General features: G+C 71.2%; 14 protein-coding genes. 11 read left to right on the forward strand and 3 right to left on the reverse strand.

Annotation, left to right across the window (positions count from 1 at the left end):
- The first annotated feature begins 6 nt into the window (after window positions 1-6).
- Window positions 7-1,935, forward strand: a complete 1,929-nt coding sequence (locus tag WFI00_RS03840; RefSeq protein WP_336630664.1) for a M3 family metallopeptidase — start codon at window positions 7-9, stop codon at window positions 1,933-1,935.
- Between the two features lie 10 nt (window positions 1,936-1,945).
- On the opposite strand, the gene WFI00_RS03845 is transcribed toward WFI00_RS03840, so the two are convergent.
- Window positions 1,946-3,073: a threonine aldolase family protein gene (locus WFI00_RS03845; RefSeq protein WP_336630665.1), complete on the reverse strand. Its 1,128-nt coding sequence runs from the start codon at window positions 3,071-3,073 to the stop codon at window positions 1,946-1,948.
- An 85-nt stretch (window positions 3,074-3,158) separates the two neighbouring features.
- Here WFI00_RS03845 and WFI00_RS03850 point away from each other — a divergent pair, with 85 nt between their 5' ends.
- Window positions 3,159-4,529 (forward strand): MFS transporter, encoded by a 1,371-nt coding sequence (locus WFI00_RS03850; protein WP_336630835.1) that lies wholly within the window; start codon window positions 3,159-3,161, stop codon window positions 4,527-4,529.
- Window positions 4,530-4,539: 10 nt separating this feature from the next.
- Here WFI00_RS03850 and WFI00_RS03855 read toward each other — a convergent pair whose 3' ends face one another.
- The gene (locus WFI00_RS03855) at window positions 4,540-5,997 is read right to left on the reverse strand and encodes a DUF6421 family protein (protein ID WP_336630666.1); all 1,458 of its coding nucleotides are present in this window, start codon (window positions 5,995-5,997) and stop codon (window positions 4,540-4,542) included.
- 70 nt (window positions 5,998-6,067) lie between these two features.
- On the opposite strand from WFI00_RS03855, the gene WFI00_RS03860 reads away from it, so the two are divergent.
- The 9 genes from WFI00_RS03860 to WFI00_RS03900 all read left to right on the forward strand — a co-directional run bounded on the left by WFI00_RS03860 (window position 6,068) and on the right by WFI00_RS03900 (window position 16,625).
- Window positions 6,068-6,511 (forward strand): Lrp/AsnC family transcriptional regulator, encoded by a 444-nt coding sequence (locus WFI00_RS03860; protein WP_336630667.1) that lies wholly within the window; start codon window positions 6,068-6,070, stop codon window positions 6,509-6,511.
- A gap of 221 nt (window positions 6,512-6,732) precedes the next feature.
- Window positions 6,733-7,854 carry a multiple monosaccharide ABC transporter substrate-binding protein gene (gene chvE, locus WFI00_RS03865; RefSeq protein ID WP_336630836.1) on the forward strand — a complete coding sequence of 374 codons (1,122 nt, stop codon included), beginning with the start codon at window positions 6,733-6,735 and terminating at the stop codon, window positions 7,852-7,854.
- A gap of 78 nt (window positions 7,855-7,932) precedes the next feature.
- Window positions 7,933-9,474 (forward strand): multiple monosaccharide ABC transporter ATP-binding protein, encoded by a 1,542-nt coding sequence (mmsA, locus tag WFI00_RS03870; RefSeq protein WP_336630668.1) that lies wholly within the window; start codon window positions 7,933-7,935, stop codon window positions 9,472-9,474.
- Entirely contained in the window at window positions 9,471-10,685 is a 1,215-nt protein-coding gene (mmsB, locus tag WFI00_RS03875; RefSeq protein ID WP_336630669.1) for a multiple monosaccharide ABC transporter permease, read from the forward strand. Before mmsA ends, mmsB begins: the two co-directional genes overlap by 4 nt.
- Window positions 10,686-10,773: 88 nt before the next feature.
- The gene (locus WFI00_RS03880; RefSeq protein ID WP_336630670.1) at window positions 10,774-11,970 is read left to right on the forward strand and encodes an ROK family transcriptional regulator; all 1,197 of its coding nucleotides are present in this window, start codon (window positions 10,774-10,776) and stop codon (window positions 11,968-11,970) included.
- Window positions 11,971-12,031: 61 nt separating this feature from the next.
- Window positions 12,032-13,255: a sensor histidine kinase gene (locus WFI00_RS03885; RefSeq protein ID WP_336630671.1), complete on the forward strand. Its 1,224-nt coding sequence runs from the start codon at window positions 12,032-12,034 to the stop codon at window positions 13,253-13,255.
- Window positions 13,252-13,911 (forward strand): response regulator transcription factor, encoded by a 660-nt coding sequence (locus tag WFI00_RS03890; RefSeq protein ID WP_336630672.1) that lies wholly within the window; start codon window positions 13,252-13,254, stop codon window positions 13,909-13,911. The genes WFI00_RS03885 and WFI00_RS03890 overlap by 4 nt, the downstream gene beginning before the upstream one ends.
- A gap of 492 nt (window positions 13,912-14,403) precedes the next feature.
- Window positions 14,404-15,165 carry an ABC transporter ATP-binding protein gene (locus WFI00_RS03895; RefSeq protein WP_336630673.1) on the forward strand — a complete coding sequence of 254 codons (762 nt, stop codon included), beginning with the start codon at window positions 14,404-14,406 and terminating at the stop codon, window positions 15,163-15,165.
- Window positions 15,162-16,625, forward strand: coding sequence for an ABC transporter permease (locus tag WFI00_RS03900; RefSeq protein ID WP_336630674.1), 1,464 nt, complete (start codon window positions 15,162-15,164; stop codon window positions 16,623-16,625). Before WFI00_RS03895 ends, WFI00_RS03900 begins: the two co-directional genes overlap by 4 nt.
- Window positions 16,626-16,663: 38 nt before the next feature.
- Here WFI00_RS03900 and WFI00_RS03905 read toward each other — a convergent pair whose 3' ends face one another.
- A complete protein-coding gene (locus WFI00_RS03905; protein WP_336630675.1) occupies window positions 16,664-17,206 on the reverse strand; it encodes a hypothetical protein in 543 nt (180 codons plus the stop codon).
- Window positions 17,207-17,231 lie beyond the last annotated feature (25 nt).

A 17,231-nucleotide genomic window follows, 5' to 3' on the forward strand; every position in this document is an offset into this window, starting at 1 on the left:
CGGGGCATGACCGCTCCCGCCCCGCTGTCCTTCCCGTCCGACGCCGAGGGCTGGCTCGCCTTCGCCTCCGAGCGGCCGGCCGCCGCGATCGCGCAGGTCGGCGAGATCGACGCGCGCCTCGCCGCCGCGGACAGCGACGGGCTGGATGCCGCGGCGCGCCTGGACCTGTGGGACGACGCCGATCTGGCTCTCCGGCAGACCACGAGCGAGGCCTACCTGCTGAGCGAGGCCCACCCCGACGCCGCGGTCCGGGACCGCGCCGCGGACGAGGTGCAGCGTCTGGAGGCGCTGTCGGCCGGACGCCTGCAGCAGCGCGCGCTCTTCGACGCGTTCCGGACCATCGACGCGGGGGCCGAGGGAACGCTCGACGACCAGCAGCTCCGGCTCCTCGACGCGGTGCGGCGCGACTTCCGGCGCGGCGGCGTGGACCTGCCCGACGCCGAGCGGGAGCGCGCGCGGGCCCTCATCGACCGCGACACCGAGCTCGGGCTCCAGTTCTCCCGCAACATCCGGGACGGTCGGCGCGAGATCCGCGTCGCGCCCGAGGCGCTGGCGGGCCTTCCGCAGGACTTCCTCGACGCGCATCCCGTCGGCGACGACGGGCTCGTCGTCCTCACGACCGACTACCCCGACCTGATGCCGGTGCGGGAGTACGCGGTCGACCGGGCGACCCGCACCGCGATCATGGGGGAGTACAGCGATCTCGCCTGGCCCGAGAACGACGCGATCCTCGCCGAGCTGCTGTCGGTGCGTGCCGAGCTCGCCGAGCTCCTCGGCTACGGCACCTGGGCGGACTACGAGACCGAGACCCGGATGATCGGCTCGGGCGACGCGATCGCCGAGTTCCTGGAGCGCCTCGACGGCGCGTCGGCCGCCGCGGCGGACGCCGAGTATCCGATCCTCCTCGAGCGGCTGCGCGAGGACGTCCCGGACGCGGATGCCGTGACCTCGGCCGACTTCGCGTACCTCCTCGGCGCTCTGCGCCGGGAACGCCACGACGTGGATGCGCAGCTCGTGCGGTCCTATCTCGCCTTCGACCGGGTTCTCCCCGGCGTGCTCGCGACCACCGCGCGCCTGTTCGACGTGGAGTACCGCCCGGTCGACGCCCACGCCTGGCACCCCGACGTGCACTCGTACGACGTCGTGCGCGGGGGCGACGTCCTCGGCCGGATCCACCTCGATCTCCACCCGCGCGAGGGGAAGTACACCCACGCCGCGTGCTTCGGCATCGTGCCGGGCATCCAGGGTCGCGCCCTGCCGGAGGCGGCGCTGCTGTGCAACTTCTCCCGCGGGCTCATGACCCACGACGAGGTCGTCACCTTCTTCCACGAGTTCGGGCACCTCGTGCACGACATCCTCGGCGGCCGGCAGCGGTTCGCCCGCTTCTCGGGCGTCGCGACGGAGTGGGACTTCGTCGAGGCGCCCAGCCAGATGCTGGAGGAGTGGGCGTGGGATGCGGACGTCCTGGCCTCCTTCGCGGTGAACGAGGCGGGCGAGCCCATCCCCGCGGAGCTCGTCGCGAAGATGCGGGTCGCCGACGGCTTCGGCCGGACCCTCGAGGTGCGCCGCCAGCTCGGCCACGCGAACGTCTCCTACCACCTGCACGTCGACCGCCCCGCCGACCTGCAGGCGGCGACCGACCACTGGTACCGCGCGACCTCCGCCGTCCAGCCCCTGCCGGGGCGGCACTCGTACGCGGGCTTCGGTCACCTGACGGGCTACGGCGCCTGCTACTACACGTACCAGTGGAGCCTCGTGATCGCGCGCGACCTGCTCTCCGCGTTCGGGACGGATCTCCTCGACCCCGCGGTGACGGCCCGGTATCGGCGCGAGATCCTCGAACCGGGCGGCAGCCGCGACGCCGCCGACCTCGTGACCGCGTTCCTCGGCCGTCCCTACGGGTTCGAGGCGTATCGCACCTGGCTCGCCGGCTGAGCGGCGCGGGTCAGGTCAGGCGGGCGAGCTCCGCGACGAACGCGTCGACGTCGTCCTCGGTGGTGTCGAACGAGCACATCCACCGCACCTCGTTCTTCGCCGCCTCCTCCCCACCGGCACTCGACGGATCGCTGTCGCGCTCCGTCGAGCCTCCGCCGGCGGGGCCCCAATCGTAGAAGCGGAACGACTCGCGCAGCCGGTCGGCCACCCCGGCGGGCAGCGTCGCGAACACGCCGTTGGACTGCGTGGGCTGACTGAATCCGACCCCCGAGATCGTGCCGTCGGCGATACCCGCCTCGACGGCCGCGCGCAGGCGGGCCGCCATCGCATTGGCGTGCCGGGCGTTGCGCAGGTAGAGGTCGTGCTCCGGGTCGAGCAGCGCGATCAGCTGCGCCGAGATGAAGCGCATCTTCGACGCCAGCTGCATGTTGAGCTTGCGCAGGAAGAGCAGGCCGTCGGACGCCGCGGGGTCGAGCACGACGACGGCCTCCCCGCCGAGCGCGCCGTTCTTCGTCCCGCCGAAGCTGAGGACGTCGACGCCGGCGTCGGTCGTGAACGCGCGCAGCGGGAGGTCCAGTGCCGCGGCCGCGTTCGAGATGCGGGCACCGTCCAGGTGCAGACGCATCCCGTGCGCATGCGCGTGGTCGGCGAGCGCACGGATCTCGTCCGGCGTGTAGAGGGTGCCGAGCTCCGTCGACTGGGTGATCGAGACCACGAGGGGCTGCGCGCGGTGCTCGTCGCCCCAGCCCCAGGCCTCCCGCTCGACGAGCTCGGGGGTGAGCTTGCCGTCGGGGGTGGGGACGTTCAGGATCTTGATGCCGGCGACCCGCTCCGGTGCGCCGCCCTCGTCCACGTTGATGTGCGCCGTGGACGCCGCGATGACCGCGCCCCAGCGGGGCAGCATCGACTGGAGGCCGGTGACGTTCGCACCGGTGCCGTTGAAGACCGGGAAGGCCTGCGCCCCCGGTCCGAAGTGGTGGGCGAACACCTCCTGCAGACGCGCCGTGTAGGCATCCTCCCCGTACGCGATCTGATGTCCCTCGTTGGCGGCGGAGATCGCCGCGAGGACGTCGGGATGGACGCCGGAGTAGTTGTCGCTCGCGAAGCCTCGGACGCTCGTGTCATGCAGGGTGCTCACGACCGTCCAGCCTAGTTCGCCGCCCGCGCGGATGACCCGGTACCGGATGTCCGAGCGGGTCGGTAGCCTCGCCCTCATGAACGGCATGCGGACGTTCCTGGGCGTCCTGGTCAACACGGCCGTGGCGAACATCACCACGAGCTTCCTGTGGTTCGCCCTGACGTTCTGGGTCTACCTCGAGACGCGTTCCGTGTTGGCGACCGGCATCGTCGGCGGGGCCTACATGCTGCTGCTGGCCGCGTTCGGGATGGTGTTCGGCACGTTCGTCGACCGCCATCGCAAGCACCGGGTGATGGTGCTGTCGGCCGTGGTGACGCTCTGCGCGTTCGCCCTCGCCGGGGTGGTCTTCCTGCTCGTGCCGCAGGAGCGCATCCTCGACCTCGGCGGGCCCTGGTTCTGGGTGTTCTCGGGCGTCGTGCTGACCGGCGCGGTCGTGGAGAACCTGCGCAACATCGCGCTGTCCACGACGGTCACCCTCCTCGTGCCGCCCGAGCGTCACGCCAACGCGAACGGACTCGTCGGCACGGTCCAGGGTCTCGCGTTCCTCGTGACGAGCGTCTTCTCGGGGCTCGCGATCGGTCTCGTCGGAATGGGGTGGACGCTCGTCATCGCGCTCGTCCTGACGGTCGGCGCGCTTGTGCATCTGCTCGTGCTGAGGATCCCCGAGGAGCAGCCCGACCCCGCACCCGGCGGACGGGCCCTCGACATCCGCGGCGCGGCCGCCGCCATCCGTGCGGTGCCGGGCCTGATGGCCCTCATCGTGTTCTCGACGTTCAACAACCTCATCGGCGGCGTGTACCTCGCGCTCATGGACCCGTACGGGCTGACCCTCTTCGATGTGACGGCGTGGGGCCTCGTCCTGGGGGCGACCTCGACCGGCTTCATCGTCGGCGGTGCGATCGTCGCGCGACGCGGGCTCGGGCGCAACCCGATCCGCACGATGCTGCTGGCCGTGATCCTCATGGGCGTGCTGGGCGCCGCCTTCACCCTGCGCGACTGGTGGTGGCTGTACGCGGGCGGGATCTGGATCTACATGGCCCTCGTGCCCGTCGTCGAGTCCGCCGAGCAGACCGTCATCCAGCGGGTCGTGCCGTTCCGTTCCCAGGGGCGGGTGTTCGGGGCGGCGGCGACGTTCGAGGCCGGCGCCGCCCCGATCACGGCGTTCCTCATCGCACCCATCGCGCAGTTCTGGGTGATCCCGTACATGGACTCCGACGCCGGACGCGCCGCGTGGGGCTGGCTCCTCGGCGACGGGCAGGGCCGGGGGATCGCGCTCGTGTTCCTCGTGGCCGGTCTCGGCATGGTCCTCGTCGGGGTGTGGGCCTTCGGGACGCGCGCGTACCGGATCCTCTCCGCCGGGTACGCCGAGGCCCCCGTCCCCCCGGAGAGCGACGACCCACCCACCGGTCCCGCCTCCGCCGCTCAGGTGCGCGGCGGAGTGGCCGCGCAGGAGTGAGGGGTGCGGATCAGACGCTCCGCCCGGTGATGCCTTCCGTCGAGGCGATGACGCCGCGCAGCTTCTTCTCCAGCGCCTCGTAGAACATCGAGAGGGGGAACTCGTCGTCCAGCACCGCGTCCGTGTACCCCTTCGGCGGGCCGGCGAGCACCTCGTCGGGCAGGCCGCGCGCCCACGCCGATGCGGGGTGCGGAGTGACCACGCTCGACACGAGCCGGTACGCGGCGAGCCAGTGGGCGACCTTGGGTCGGTCGATCGACTCCCAGTACAGGCGGTCGATGGCATCCGCCAGGGCGATGACCGCCGCCGGCACCTCGTCCCAGTCGAACGCCAGCGCGGTGTCGGTCCAGTGCAGCACGCCCCGCTGGTGCAGCCACGCGAACAGCAGCTGGCCGCCGAGCCCGTCGTAGTTGCGCACGCGCGATCCCGTGATCGCAAAGCGGAAGACGCGATCGAAGATCACGGCGTACTGCACGAGCTGCGCGTGATCGAGCATCTCGGTCTCGGCCGCGGTCAGGGCATCCCCCGCCTCCACGCGTGCGCGCAGTGCCGCCTGGATCCCGACGCACTCGCGGAACGCCGTCAGGTCGCACCGCAGCTCCTCCAGCGAGTAGAGGAAGAACGGCATCCGCTGCTTGATCATGAACGGATCGAACGGCAGGTCGCCGCGCATGTGCGTGCGGTCGTGGATCAGGTCCCACATGACGAACGTCTTCTCGGCGAGCGCCTGGTCCTCCTGCAGGCGGGCGGCCGCCTCGGGCAGGTCGAGCTTCGTGACGTCCGCCGCCGCCGCGACCACGCGACGGAATCGCGCCGCCTCGCGGTCCTGGAAGATCGCGCCCCACGTGAAGGCGGGGATCTCGCGCATCGCGACCGTCTCGGGGAAGAGCACGGCGGAGTTCGTGTCGTACCCGGGGGTGAAGTCGATCAGCCGGAGCGAGACGAACAGGGCGTTGGTGTACGTGTGCTCGAGCTCCGCGATGAACTCCGGCCAGATGACCTCGCACAGCACGGCTTCGAACAGTCGGCTGCGGGAGCCGTTCTGCGTGTACATCGGGAACACGACCAGGTGGGCGAGGCCGTCGACGCGGTGCCGCTGGGGCTGGAAGGCGACGAGCGAGTCGAGGAAGTCGGGGACCGCGAAGCCGTCGCGCGCCCACCGGTCCAGGTCGCGGACGGAGGCCGAGAGGTACTCCGCGTCGTGCGGGAACGCCGGCGCCAGCGCGAGGATCGCGGCCCGCACGACGTCGACGAGCTCGCCGGCGCGCCGGTGCGCGTCGGGGTCGGGGATCGATCCGTCCTGCGCCTGCAGCAGCTGGAGCGATGTGGCGGCCTCCTTGAGTGCGAGCCAGGCCGGCTGCTCCTGGATCGCTCGGTCGTCGTCGACGACCGGTGTCGTCGCTCGGTCGTCTTCGACGACCTCGGGCTCTCCGATGACGGACGTCGTACGCGACGTGCTCAGGGACATGTGAACCTCCGATCGTCGAATGCAGGAATAATTCCGGCGTATGTGCCTTGCATCGGGTATTCTTCCATCTATGGATGACGATGTCGACCGCCTGATCGTCGCGGCGGTCTCCCGCGACGGACGAGCCACGCTCGCGGAGCTCTCCTCGTCCGTGGGGCTGTCCGTGTCGGCGGTGCAGGCGCGGCTGAAGCGCCTGGAATCACGGGCAGTGATCGCCGGGTACCGGGCCGTCGTCGACCCGGAGGCGGTCGGTCGACCTCTGGCCGCGTTCATCGAGATCACGCCGCTCGACCCGGGGCAGCCCGACAATGCGCCCGAGCTGCTGGAGCATCTCGACGCCATCGAGGCCTGCCACTCCGTCGCCGGCGAGGCCGCCTACATGCTGTTCGCGCGCGTCGCATCGCCGCGCGCGCTCGAGGATCTCATCCGCGACATCCGCCAGGCGGCGTCCGTCAACACCCGCACCACGGTCGTGCTGCAGACCTTCTACGAGAACCGGCCCGTCCTGCCCTGACGCCGGTACGCGGGTCGGCCGCGCGGACGCGGACAATTTGTGCTTGCCGAAAACCTATGACCCCTGCCAGAATGTTGCCCGGCGCAACATATGGGGATCGGGTCACCGTCGTCTCAGGGTGTCGTGGGCTCACTTATGTTCGCGCCGTGAACAATCGGTCAGCATCCGCGTTCGATGGTCGTCCGCGGATCGGCACGCATTCAGAGAGGAACGCACACATGATGAAGTTCACACGCCTGGCGGCGGTCGCCGCCGCCGGCGCCCTCGCGGTCACCGCGTTGGCCGGCTGCACCTCGACGCCGGCGGCGAGCGGGGGTGGGGGCGGCGACGCGGCCGGAGAGTGCAACGTCGGCATCTCGATGCCCACGCGCAGTCTCGAGCGCTGGATCAACGACGGCGAGGGGCTGCAGGCGAAGCTGAAGGAGGACGGCTGCACCGTCGATCTGCAGTACGCCGACAACAAGACCGACCAGCAGATCTCCCAGATCCAGAACCAGATCGCCGGCGGCGCGAGGATCCTGGTCGTCGCCGCGATCGACGGCGACTCCCTCGGGCCTGTGCTGGCCGAGGCGAAGAAGCAGAACGCGACCGTCATCGCGTATGACCGCCTCATCAACGGCACCGGCGACGTCGACTACTACGCGACCTTCGACAACTACAAGGTCGGCCAGCTGCAGGGGCAGTTCATCGCCGACGAGCTGGATCTCGCGACCGCGACCGGACCCTTCAACCTCGAACCGTTCGCCGGCAGCCCCGACGACAACAACGCGAAGTTCTTCTTCTCCGGAGCCTGGGACGTCCTGCTTCCCTACGTCACCTCCGGCGCGCTCGTCGTCCCGTCCGGCAAGGCCCCGGCGAGCAACGCGGACTGGGCGTCGATCGGCATCCAGGGCTGGGCGTCCGACAAGGCGCAGGCCGAGATGGACAACCGGCTGTCGTCGTTCTACACCGGCGGCCAGAAGGTCAACGTGGTGCTCTCGCCCAACGACTCCCTCGCGATCGGCATCATCGCCTCGCTGAAGTCGGCGGGCTACACCCCGGGTGCGGCGTACCCGATCCTCACGGGTCAGGACGCCGACAAGGCGAACGTCCAGGCGATCCTGAACGGCGAGCAGTCGATGACCGTGTGGAAGGACACGCGAGCCCTCGGTGACCGCGTCCACCAGATGATCACGTCGATCGTCGCCGGCGACGAGGTCGAGGTCAACGACACGAAGACCTACGACAACGGGGTGAAGGTCGTGCCCTCCTACCTGCTGGAGCCCGAGGTCGTCACCAAGGACACCGTCCAGACCAAGCTCATCGACTCCGGATTCCTGAAGGCCAGCGACGTCGGACTGTGAGCGGAGCGGGGTGGGTGCCACGGCGCCCACCCCGCCCCCGACGGACCGATCAGCGTCACAGCGAGGTGATCAACCCACATGACACAACCCATCTTGATCATGCGCGACATCGTCAAAGAGTTCGGCGCGGGCATCCGCGCACTCGACGGCGTCTCGCTCAGCGTGCGCCCCGGAGAGGTGCATGCCATCTGCGGTGAGAACGGCGCGGGCAAATCCACCCTCATGAAGGTGCTCTCCGGGGTCTACCCGGCGGGCACGTTCGAGGGCTCCGTCGAGTTCGAAGGGCGGCAGACCGCCTACCGTTCGATCAACGACAGCGAGGCCGACGGCATCGTCATCATCCATCAGGAGCTCGCGCTGAGCCCCTACCTCTCGATCGCGGAGAACATCTTCCTCGGGAACGAGATCCAGAAGTTCGGCGTGATCGACTGGAACGCCACCAACCTCGAGGCGTCGCGCCTGCTGGCGCGCGTCGGGCTGGACGAGAACCCCGCGACGCGCGTGCTCGAGCTCGGGGTCGGCAAGCAGCAGCTCGTGGAGATCGCCAAGGCGCTCTCCAAGCGGGTGAAGCTCCTGATCCTCGACGAACCGACGGCGGCGCTCAACGACGAGGACAGCGATCACCTGCTCGCCCTCATCGAGCATCTGCGCCAGCAGGGGATCACCTCGATCATCATCAGCCACAAGCTCAAGGAGATCCGTCGCATCGCCGACACGGTGACGGTCATCCGCGACGGCAAGACGATCGAGAGCATCGACATGCGCGGTGCGGATGCCACCGAGGCGCGCATCATCCGCTCGATGGTCGGCCGCGACCTCAACAGCATGTTCCCTCCCCGTGAGCCCCACATCGGGGCGGAGCGGTTCCGCGTCGAAGGGTGGACCGTCCATCACCCGGTCGACGTCGGACGCGTCGTCGTCGAGGACGCCTCGTTCTCGGTGCGTGCGGGGGAGATCGTCGGATTCGCCGGTCTCATGGGCGCCGGGCGCACCGAGCTGGCGATGAGCATCTTCGGGCGCAGCTACGGCACGGGGATCAGCGGCCGGGTGTTCAAGGACGGCGTCCCGATCCAGACCCGCACCGTCAGCGAGGCGATCCGCCACGGCATCGCCTACGCCACCGAGGACCGCAAGCGGTTCGGGCTCAACCTCATCGGCGACATCAAGGTCAACGTGTCGGCGGCGGCGCTGACGAAGCTCGCCCGGTTCGGCGTGATCGACCGGTATCGCGAGTACAAGGTCGCCGATTCGTACCGCTCCAAGATGAACATCAAGGCCCCGTCGGTCTCGGTCCTCGCCGGGAACCTCTCCGGAGGTAACCAGCAGAAGGTCGTCCTCGCGAAGTGGGTCTTCTCGGGTCCCGACGTGCTCATCCTCGACGAGCCCACGCGCGGCATCGACGTCGGCGCCAAGTACGAGATCTACGGAATCATCAACGAGCTCGCCGCGCAGGGCAAGGCGATCATCGTGATCTCCTCCGAGCTCCCCGAGCTGCTCGGGCTGTCCGATCGCATCTACACCATCTCCGAGGGCCGCATCACGGGCGAACTGACCCGTGACGAAGCGACCCAGGAACGACTCATGCACCACATGACCGCGGGAAGGGAACCCGTCCGATGAACGCCACCTCCTCGTCCGCACCCGCTCGGGTACCGACCCCCGCTCCGGCTCGCCGCCGGCTCGGCATCAACCTGCGGCAGTACGGCATCCTCGCCGCGCTCGCGATCATCATCCTGCTGTTCCAGGTGCTCACGGGCGGCAGGCTGCTGCTCCCCGGCAACGTCAACAACCTGATCCAGCAGAACGCGTACGTGCTGATCCTCGCGATCGGGATGGTGATGGTCATCATCGCCGGGCACATCGATCTGTCGGTCGGGTCCGTCGTCGCCATGGTGGGGGCCATCACCGCGATCGCGATGAACGTATGGGGGCTGCCCTGGTGGGTCGCGTTGATCATCGCCCTGGTCACGGGCGCCCTCGTCGGCGCGTGGCAGGGGTTCTGGGTGGCGGTCGTCGGCATCCCGGCGTTCATCGTCACTCTGGCCGGGATGCTGATCTTCCGCGGATTCACCCTCGTGCTCCTGACGGGCGGCACGATCAGCGGGCTCCCACCGGAGTTCACCGCGATCGGTGCCGGCTGGATCCCCGGGTTCGCGGGCGGGATCCTCGGCCGCGACGCCTTCACCCTGCTTCTGGGTCTGCTGGCATCGGCGGCGCTCATCGTCCAGCAGATGCGGACGCGCGCCACCCTCCGTCGGCTGGAGCTGCCCCGTGAGCCGGGCGTCTCGTTCTGGGCGAAGCAGGCCATCGCGGTCGTGGCGATCATGGCGCTGACCTGGCTGCTGGCCGGCTACAGCGGCACGCCCATCATCCTGGTCGTCCTCGCCGTGCTGATCCTCGCCTACAGCTACGTCCTGAGCCGCACGGTGTTCGGCCGCCACATCTACGCGATGGGCGGCAACCTGTTCGCCGCGCAGATGTCCGGCGTGGCGACGCGTCGGGTGACCTTCTTCATCTTCGTGAACATGGGGATGCTCGCGGCGATCGCCGGTGTCGTGAGCACGGCGCGTGCGGGGTCCGCGGTCGCGTCGGCCGGGCAGAACTACGAACTCGACGCGATCGCCGCGGTGTTCATCGGCGGTGCCGCCGTCCAGGGCGGTGTCGGCACCGTCGTGGGCGCCGTGATCGGTGGGCTCGTGATGGGCGTGCTGAACATGGGGCTGTCCATCCTGTCCGTGGACGCCGCCTGGCAGATGACGATCAAGGGATTCGTGCTGCTGCTGGCCGTCGCGTTCGACATCTTCAACAAGCGGCGCGCCGGCTCCCGCTGACACGTCGCCCTCGGCGCTTCCCCGACCGTGCCGCGTCGGGGAGGCGCCGACGTGTCGGGATGGTGCGGGACAGGAGAGGATGAGTCGCGTGAACAGTCCACCCGGAACGGCGTCGCCGACGAGCAACGCCGTCCTGCGCGGGAACAACCTCGCGCTCGTGGCGACCCTCGTGCACCGGTCGGGTCCGTCGAGCCGGGCGGAGCTCACCAAGCTCACCGGACTGAGCCGATCGGCGATGTCCGTGCTGATCGGCGAGCTCGTCGAGTCGGGATGGGTGACCGAGGAGGCGCCGCAGCCCAACGGGCGGATCGGGCGTCCGAGCCCCATGGTCATGCCCGGGCGGGCCTTCGCGGCCGTGGGCGTCCACGTCGACGCCGACGCGATCACCGTGGGCCTCGTCGGGCTCGGGGGAGACCTGCTGCGACGGGTCCGGGTCGACACCCACGCGCCCCCCTCGCCCGAGGCCGTCGTGCGGAACGTGACGTCCATCGTCGACGGGTTCCGCTTCGAGCGCGCCCCGCGTCGCATCATCGGGATCGGGGTCGCGGTGCCGGGCCTGGTCGATGCGGAGTCGGGCGACGTGAGGTGGACGCCGCGGCTCGGCTGGTCGGGCGTCGCGATCGGCCGTCAGCTGGAGGAGGCGCTCGGGCTGCCCGTCGTCGTGGGCAACGACTGCACGCTCGAAGGCATCGCCGAGGCGAGGTTCGGTGTCGCCAAGGGCATCGACGACGTCGTCTACGTCGCCGGACACGCCAGCGGCATCGGCGGCGGGGTGATCGTGGGCGGCGTGCCGCTGCAGGGAGCGTCCGGGTACGCCGCGGAGCTCGGTCACACGCTCGTCCGGACCGGCGGCGTGCTGTGCCGGTGCGGTCGCCGAGGCTGCCTCGAGGCCGAGGTGAGTCTGGACGGACTGCTCGATCTGCTCGGCAGGACGACGATCGACCAGGACGAGCTCGACATCGCGCTCGAGACGTCGCGGGATCCCCGCGTCTTCGCGGAGGTGAAGCGGCAGACCGCGCTGCTGGCCGAGGGACTGTCGACGTTCATCCACCTGTTCAACCCGCGCATCGTGGTGCTCGGCGGGTTCCTCGGCTCGCTGCTGTCCGTCGAGCGCGAGCGTCTGTCGGCCGAAGTGTCCTCGCGCACGCTCAGCGAGTTCCGGCGGAGCGTCCGGATCGAGCGGGCGGCCCTGCGCTCCCGGCTCGAACTCGTCGGAGCGACCGAGCCGATCTTCGACCGCGCGCTCACCGACCCGGCCGCGGTGATGGGCTCCGCCAAGGGCTGAGGCCGCCGCGATACATCGCACGACGGATGCCGCCGCCGGCCGGTTCGCGTACCGTCGAAGGGTGTTCCGCCCGCTCACCCGCACCCAGCTGACCGTCGACATCGTCGTCGCGGCGCTGTTCGGGCTCTGCTCCTTCGCGGCGACCATCGCCGGCTGGGGCATGGTCGGCTCACGCGTGCTGGCGGAGGGCCTCGACCTGGTCGCGGCGACGCTCCTGACGATCGTCTTCTCCGCGGCGCTCGCGCTGAGGCGGAGGTCGCCCGTGTGGGCTCTGGCCGTCGCGTGGGGTGCGGCGATCGTGCAGATGGCGCTCACCCTCCCGCCCCTCCCGGCCAACGTCGCGATCTTCGGGATCCTCTACGCCACCGCCGTCTACGGCACGACGCGCGTCTTCTGGATCGGCTTCGTCTCCGCCCTGGTCGGAGCCGGGGCGATCTCGATCTACCTGATCACCCTGCCGATCCTGATGAACGGCTCGACGCAGAGCGCGCTGTCGCTCGGGGCGACGGTGGTGTTCGCGACAGCGGCGACGTTCGCGGCCGCCTCCTTCGCGCTCCTGCTGTCGTGGACCGCGGGGGCGCTCGTGCGCGCGAGCATCCGGGCGCGCGACAATCGGATCGCCCAGGAGCTCGCCGAGGCCGCGGCCGCCGCCGAGAGCGAGCGGACCCGCATCGCGCGCGACATGCACGACGTCGTCGCCCACTCCCTCGCGGTCGTGATCGCGCAGGCCGACGGGGCGCGGTACGCCGCCGCGGCCGACCCGGCCGTCGCCTCCACGGCTCTCGGAACGATCTCCGCGACGGCGCGCTCCGCCCTGTCCGACGTCCGGATGCTGCTCACGCAGCTGCGGCACACCCAGGCCGACGGGCCGCAGCCTACCCTCGCCGAGCTCGAGCAGCTGTACGCACGCGTGCGCGCCGCGGGCGTCGAGCTGCTCGTCGACGTGAGCCCGATGCCTCCCCCCGACGTCCCCGCCGCGGTGCAGCTGGCGGTGTACCGCATCCTGCAGGAGGCGCTCACCAACGCCCTGCGACACGGCGCCGCGGGCGCGGTCGTGCTGCGGATCGCCTGGCACCCTGGACGGGTGGAGCTCATCGTGCAGAACCCGACCGCGTCGCCCGGCACCCCGCCCGCGCCCGAGTCCGCGCGGGGCCACGGGCTGATCGGCATGCGCGAGCGCGCCCAGCTCGTGGGCGGGACCGTGGATGCCGGGCCCGCCGGCGGTGTCTTCGTGGTGCGTGCCGTGCTGCCGGTGGTCGGCACCGGCGAGGCGGTCCACGCATGAGCGCGCCGATCCGCGTCGTCCTCGTCGACGACCAGGCCCTCTTCCGTGCCGGCATCCGGATGGTGATCGACTCGCAGCCCGACCTCGAGGTGGTGGGAGAGGCGGGCGACGGCGCCGAGGGCATCCGCGTGACGCGCGCCACCCGTCCCGATGTCGTGCTGATGGACATCCGGATGCCCGTCATGGACGGCCTGGAGGCCACCTCCGCGCTCCTGGCCGACGAGTCGTTCGGGTCCGATGCGCCGCGGATCGTCATGCTCACGACCTTCGACCTCGATGAGGCGGCGGCACGGGCCATCCGTCAGGGGGCGAGCGGCTTCCTGCTGAAGGACGCCGATCCGGAGTTCCTCCTCGCGGCGGTCCGTTCGGTCCACTCGGGCTCGGCCGTCATCGCCGCCGCCGCGACGCGCGAGCTCTTCGCGCACTTCGGCGCACCGGCGCCGGTACCCGTGCCCGCGGCGTTCGCCGAGCTCACCGAGCGCGAGCGGGAGATCTTCGCCCTCGCCGCCCGCGGCCTCTCCAACGCCGAGATCGCCCAGCGCGAGTTCCTGTCCGAGGCCACCGTGAAGACGCACATCAGCCGCATCCTCTCGAAGCTCGTTCTGCGCGACCGGGTGCAGCTCGTCGTCTACGCCTTCGAGCACGGCCTCGCCTGACCCCCCGCCCCCTTCCGCGCACCCGCCTCTCGCCCCGCTCGCCCCGCTCGCCCCCGCTCGCCCGCCGAGTGTCCACGACGCGCGGTATCTCGGCGGGTGGTCCCCGCGTGTCGTGGACACTCGCTGCGGGGATGGAGGGCGCTGGGGATCGGCCGGGGGAGGCGGCTCCGTTCGGGGTGAGCCGACGCGTCGGAGCGCGGTGCCCCGCTGGCTCGCCCGCCGAGTGTCCACGACGCGCGGTGTGCCTCGTCGTCCACTCCGCCGAGTGTCCACGACGCGCGGGGTGTCGGAGGGTGGTTCCCGCGTGTCGTGGACACTCGGCGACGTGGGGGCGGGGCGGACGGGGACGGGGCGGACGGGGCGGACGCGGGGCGGACGGGGGCAGGGCGGACGGGGGGCGGACGCGGGGCGAGGGGGGATCATCCGCGGGATGTAGGCGGGCGCGACCGGAGGCGGACGACGCGGATGCGCCGGCTCCGTAGCGTCGACGGCATGGAGATCACGACGACACAGCTCGGGCTCGCCGCCCGCGTGCAGAACCTCAGCAAGACCTACGGCGCCGGCGAGTCGGCGGTGCGTGCCCTCGACGGCCTGACGGTCGGCCTCCGCCGCGGGGACTTCACCGCCATCATGGGCCCCTCCGGATCGGGCAAGTCCACGCTCATGCACATCATGGCCGGGCTGGATGCCCCGACGGGCGGACGTGCGTGGATCGGCGACACCGAGATCACCGGTCTGTCCGACCTCGAGCTGACCGTGCTGCGTCGGCGCCGGATCGGCTTCGTGTTCCAGGCCTTCAACCTCGTGCCCACGCTCGACGCGCTCGGGAACATCCTGCTGCCCTTCGATCTCGACGGCCGGCGCCCGACCGCGATGGAGAGCGCACGGATCGAGGGCCTCGTCGACTCCCTCGGGCTGCGCGAGCGTCTGCGCCACCGCCCGCACGAGCTGTCCGGGGGCCAGCAGCAGCGCGTGGCGATCGCCCGCGCGCTCGCCACCGCACCCGACCTCGTCTTCGCCGACGAGCCGACCGGGAACCTGGACTCGCGGGCGAGCCGCGAGGTCCTCGCCCTGCTGTCCACGGCGAGCCGGGAGCGCGGCCAGTCGATCGCGATGGTCACCCACGACCCCGTCGCCGCCTCGCACGCAGACCGGGTCCTCTTCTTCGCCGACGGCCGCGTCGTCGCCGACAAGCCCCGTCAGACCGCCGAGCAGATCTCGACCTTCATGCTCGCCGCGGAGGTGGCGGCGTGAGCGCCGTCGTCGCCGAGACCGCCCGGGTGCGCCTGCCCGCCCCCGGAACGGCCCGGTGGGCGTGGCTGCGCGAGCGCGGGATGGGCGCGACGGTCCTCGTCGCGGGGATCTCCGCCGCCTTCGGCGTGCTGCTCCTGAGCGCCACCGGCTACATCGCGGCGTGGCTGAGGGCGGATCCCGCCCTCAGCGGGAGCGAGATGCTCACCCTGGTGCTGACGATCCTCAGCGTCCTGCTGACCGGGGTGGCGGTGTACGTGGCATCCATCGTCACCGCCAACACGTTCGCCACGATCATCGCGGGCCGTACACGCCAGATCGCACTGATGCGATTGATCGGGGCATCCGCCCGTGCCCAGCGCTCCGAGGTGGCCCGGCAGGGGCTCGCGGTCGGCGCGATCGGCGCGATCGCCGGGCTGCTCGGGGGGATCGGCGCGGCGTTCGCGCTGCGAGCGGTCGCGGACGCCGCGCTCGGGATCTCGACGACGTTCGAGGTGCTGCAGCCGGTCCTCCTCCTCCCGGCGCTCGTCGTCGCCCTGACGACCTGGGTGGGGGCATGGAGCGGATCGCGGCGGGTGCTGACCGTGACACCGCTCGAGGCGCTCTCCGGCGCCGCACCGCGCACCCACGCCCAGACGGCCTCGTCCCGCGGGCGGAACGCCTGGGCGGCGGTGCTCTTCCTCGCCGGGGCCGCGCTCCTGGGGGCGGGCGTCCTCGTCGGCCTCCTCAGTCCGCTCGGTGTCGTGATCGCGTTCCTCGGCGGGATCCTGTCCTTCACCGGCCTCGCCCTGGGGGCCGTCCTCGTGATGCCGCCGCTGCTGCGGACGACGGGACGCATACTGGGGCGCACGGCCACCGCGCGGCTCGCGGCGGAGAACGCGCAGCGCTACCCCGAGCGGTCCAGCCGGATGGCCATCGGCGTCGTCATGGGGGTGACCCTCGTGGTCATGTTCGCCGTCGCCAACGAGTCGGTGAAGTCGGTGCTGATCGCCTCGTCCGGCGGAGAGCCGCCCGCGGAGATGACGCGCATCATGGACACGTTCGCCGCGATCATGATGGGCCTCGTCGCCGTGTCCGCCGTCATCGCCGGCGTCGGCCTGGTCAATCTACTCACGATCGGCGTCGTGCAGCGTCGCCGGGAGCTGGGCCTGCTCCGTGCCCTCGGTCTCAGTTCCGGGCAGGTGCGTCGCGTCGTCCTGTTCGAGGCCGTGCACATCACGATCACCGCGCTGGCCTTCGGCCTCGTCCTCGGCGTCGTCTACGGATGGGTGGGCGCCCAGTCGCTCCTCGGCTCGGTCTCGGTGCCGCCCGCGTACTCGTCGCCGACCTTCGTCGCTCCCGCCGTGCCGTGGCTGCCGGTGCTCGTGGTCGTCGCGGCGACCGCGATGCTGACCGCGATCGCCACGGTCGTGCCGACCCGTCTCGCGACGCGCGTGACTGCGGTGGAGGCCCTCGCCGAGTGACGGCGCGGGCGGTCACGGCTTCGGCCGTGGCCATCGGATCAGTCCGAGCCCGCGTCCGAGCCCCGCTTCGCCGGGCGCGCCTCCGGCTCGTGCGCCCACGACGCGGCGACGTGCCGCAGGCGTGCCGCGCGCCACTGCCACACCGCCCACAGCGCCGGCCACAGCGGTGCGGCCGCCGCGCCGCCGATGACGAGGCGTTCGCGCCACAGGGTGCGCGTCGGATCCCCCGGCGCGGGGGACACGGCCATCTGGTGATCCCAGACGTCGAGCGCGGCGAGCGGTCCGGTCAGGGGGATGCCGCTGTCGCGCAGGATCCGCACGGGGCCGCGCGCATCGGCGACCGCCCGTTCGCTCACGTGGATCAGCTGGTCGCCGACACCGATGCCGATGCCGCCCAGTCCGAGCCGCATGCGCACCGGGACGTCGGCGCCGGGTTCGAGCGCGGTCGGCAGGCCCGCGGGGTCCATCGGCTCGAGCTCGAGGAGGGGGCCGTAGAGCTCGGCGACGGCGCGGGGCGAGTGCAGCGCGCGCCAGGCGGCGTCCGCGTCGCAGTCGAGGACGAGCTTGAGCATGATCCGCATGCGCACAGTCTCGCATCGTGGCGGG

Source organism: Microbacterium sp. MMO-56 (genome assembly GCF_037146215.1).
Lineage (GTDB): Bacteria > Actinomycetota > Actinomycetes > Actinomycetales > Microbacteriaceae > Microbacterium.

What these genes read in the sequence shown, in the direction of transcription:
- WFI00_RS03840 (WP_336630664.1), top strand. Translation starts at nt 7, where the DNA reads ATGACCGCTCCCGCCCCGCTGTCCTTCCCGTCCGACGCCGAGGGCTGG.
- mmsA (WP_336630668.1), top strand. Translation starts at nt 7,933, where the DNA reads ATGACACAACCCATCTTGATCATGCGCGACATCGTCAAAGAGTTCGGC.
- chvE (WP_336630836.1), top strand. Translation starts at nt 6,733, where the DNA reads ATGAAGTTCACACGCCTGGCGGCGGTCGCCGCCGCCGGCGCCCTCGCG.
- WFI00_RS03895 (WP_336630673.1), top strand. Translation starts at nt 14,404, where the DNA reads ATGGAGATCACGACGACACAGCTCGGGCTCGCCGCCCGCGTGCAGAAC.
- mmsB (WP_336630669.1), top strand. Translation starts at nt 9,471, where the DNA reads ATGAACGCCACCTCCTCGTCCGCACCCGCTCGGGTACCGACCCCCGCT.
- WFI00_RS03905 (WP_336630675.1), bottom strand. Translation starts at nt 17,206, where the DNA reads ATGCGGATCATGCTCAAGCTCGTCCTCGACTGCGACGCGGACGCCGCC.
- WFI00_RS03890 (WP_336630672.1), top strand. Translation starts at nt 13,252, where the DNA reads ATGAGCGCGCCGATCCGCGTCGTCCTCGTCGACGACCAGGCCCTCTTC.
- WFI00_RS03850 (WP_336630835.1), top strand. Translation starts at nt 3,159, where the DNA reads ATGCGGACGTTCCTGGGCGTCCTGGTCAACACGGCCGTGGCGAACATC.
- WFI00_RS03855 (WP_336630666.1), bottom strand. Translation starts at nt 5,997, where the DNA reads ATGTCCCTGAGCACGTCGCGTACGACGTCCGTCATCGGAGAGCCCGAG.
- WFI00_RS03860 (WP_336630667.1), top strand. Translation starts at nt 6,068, where the DNA reads ATGGATGACGATGTCGACCGCCTGATCGTCGCGGCGGTCTCCCGCGAC.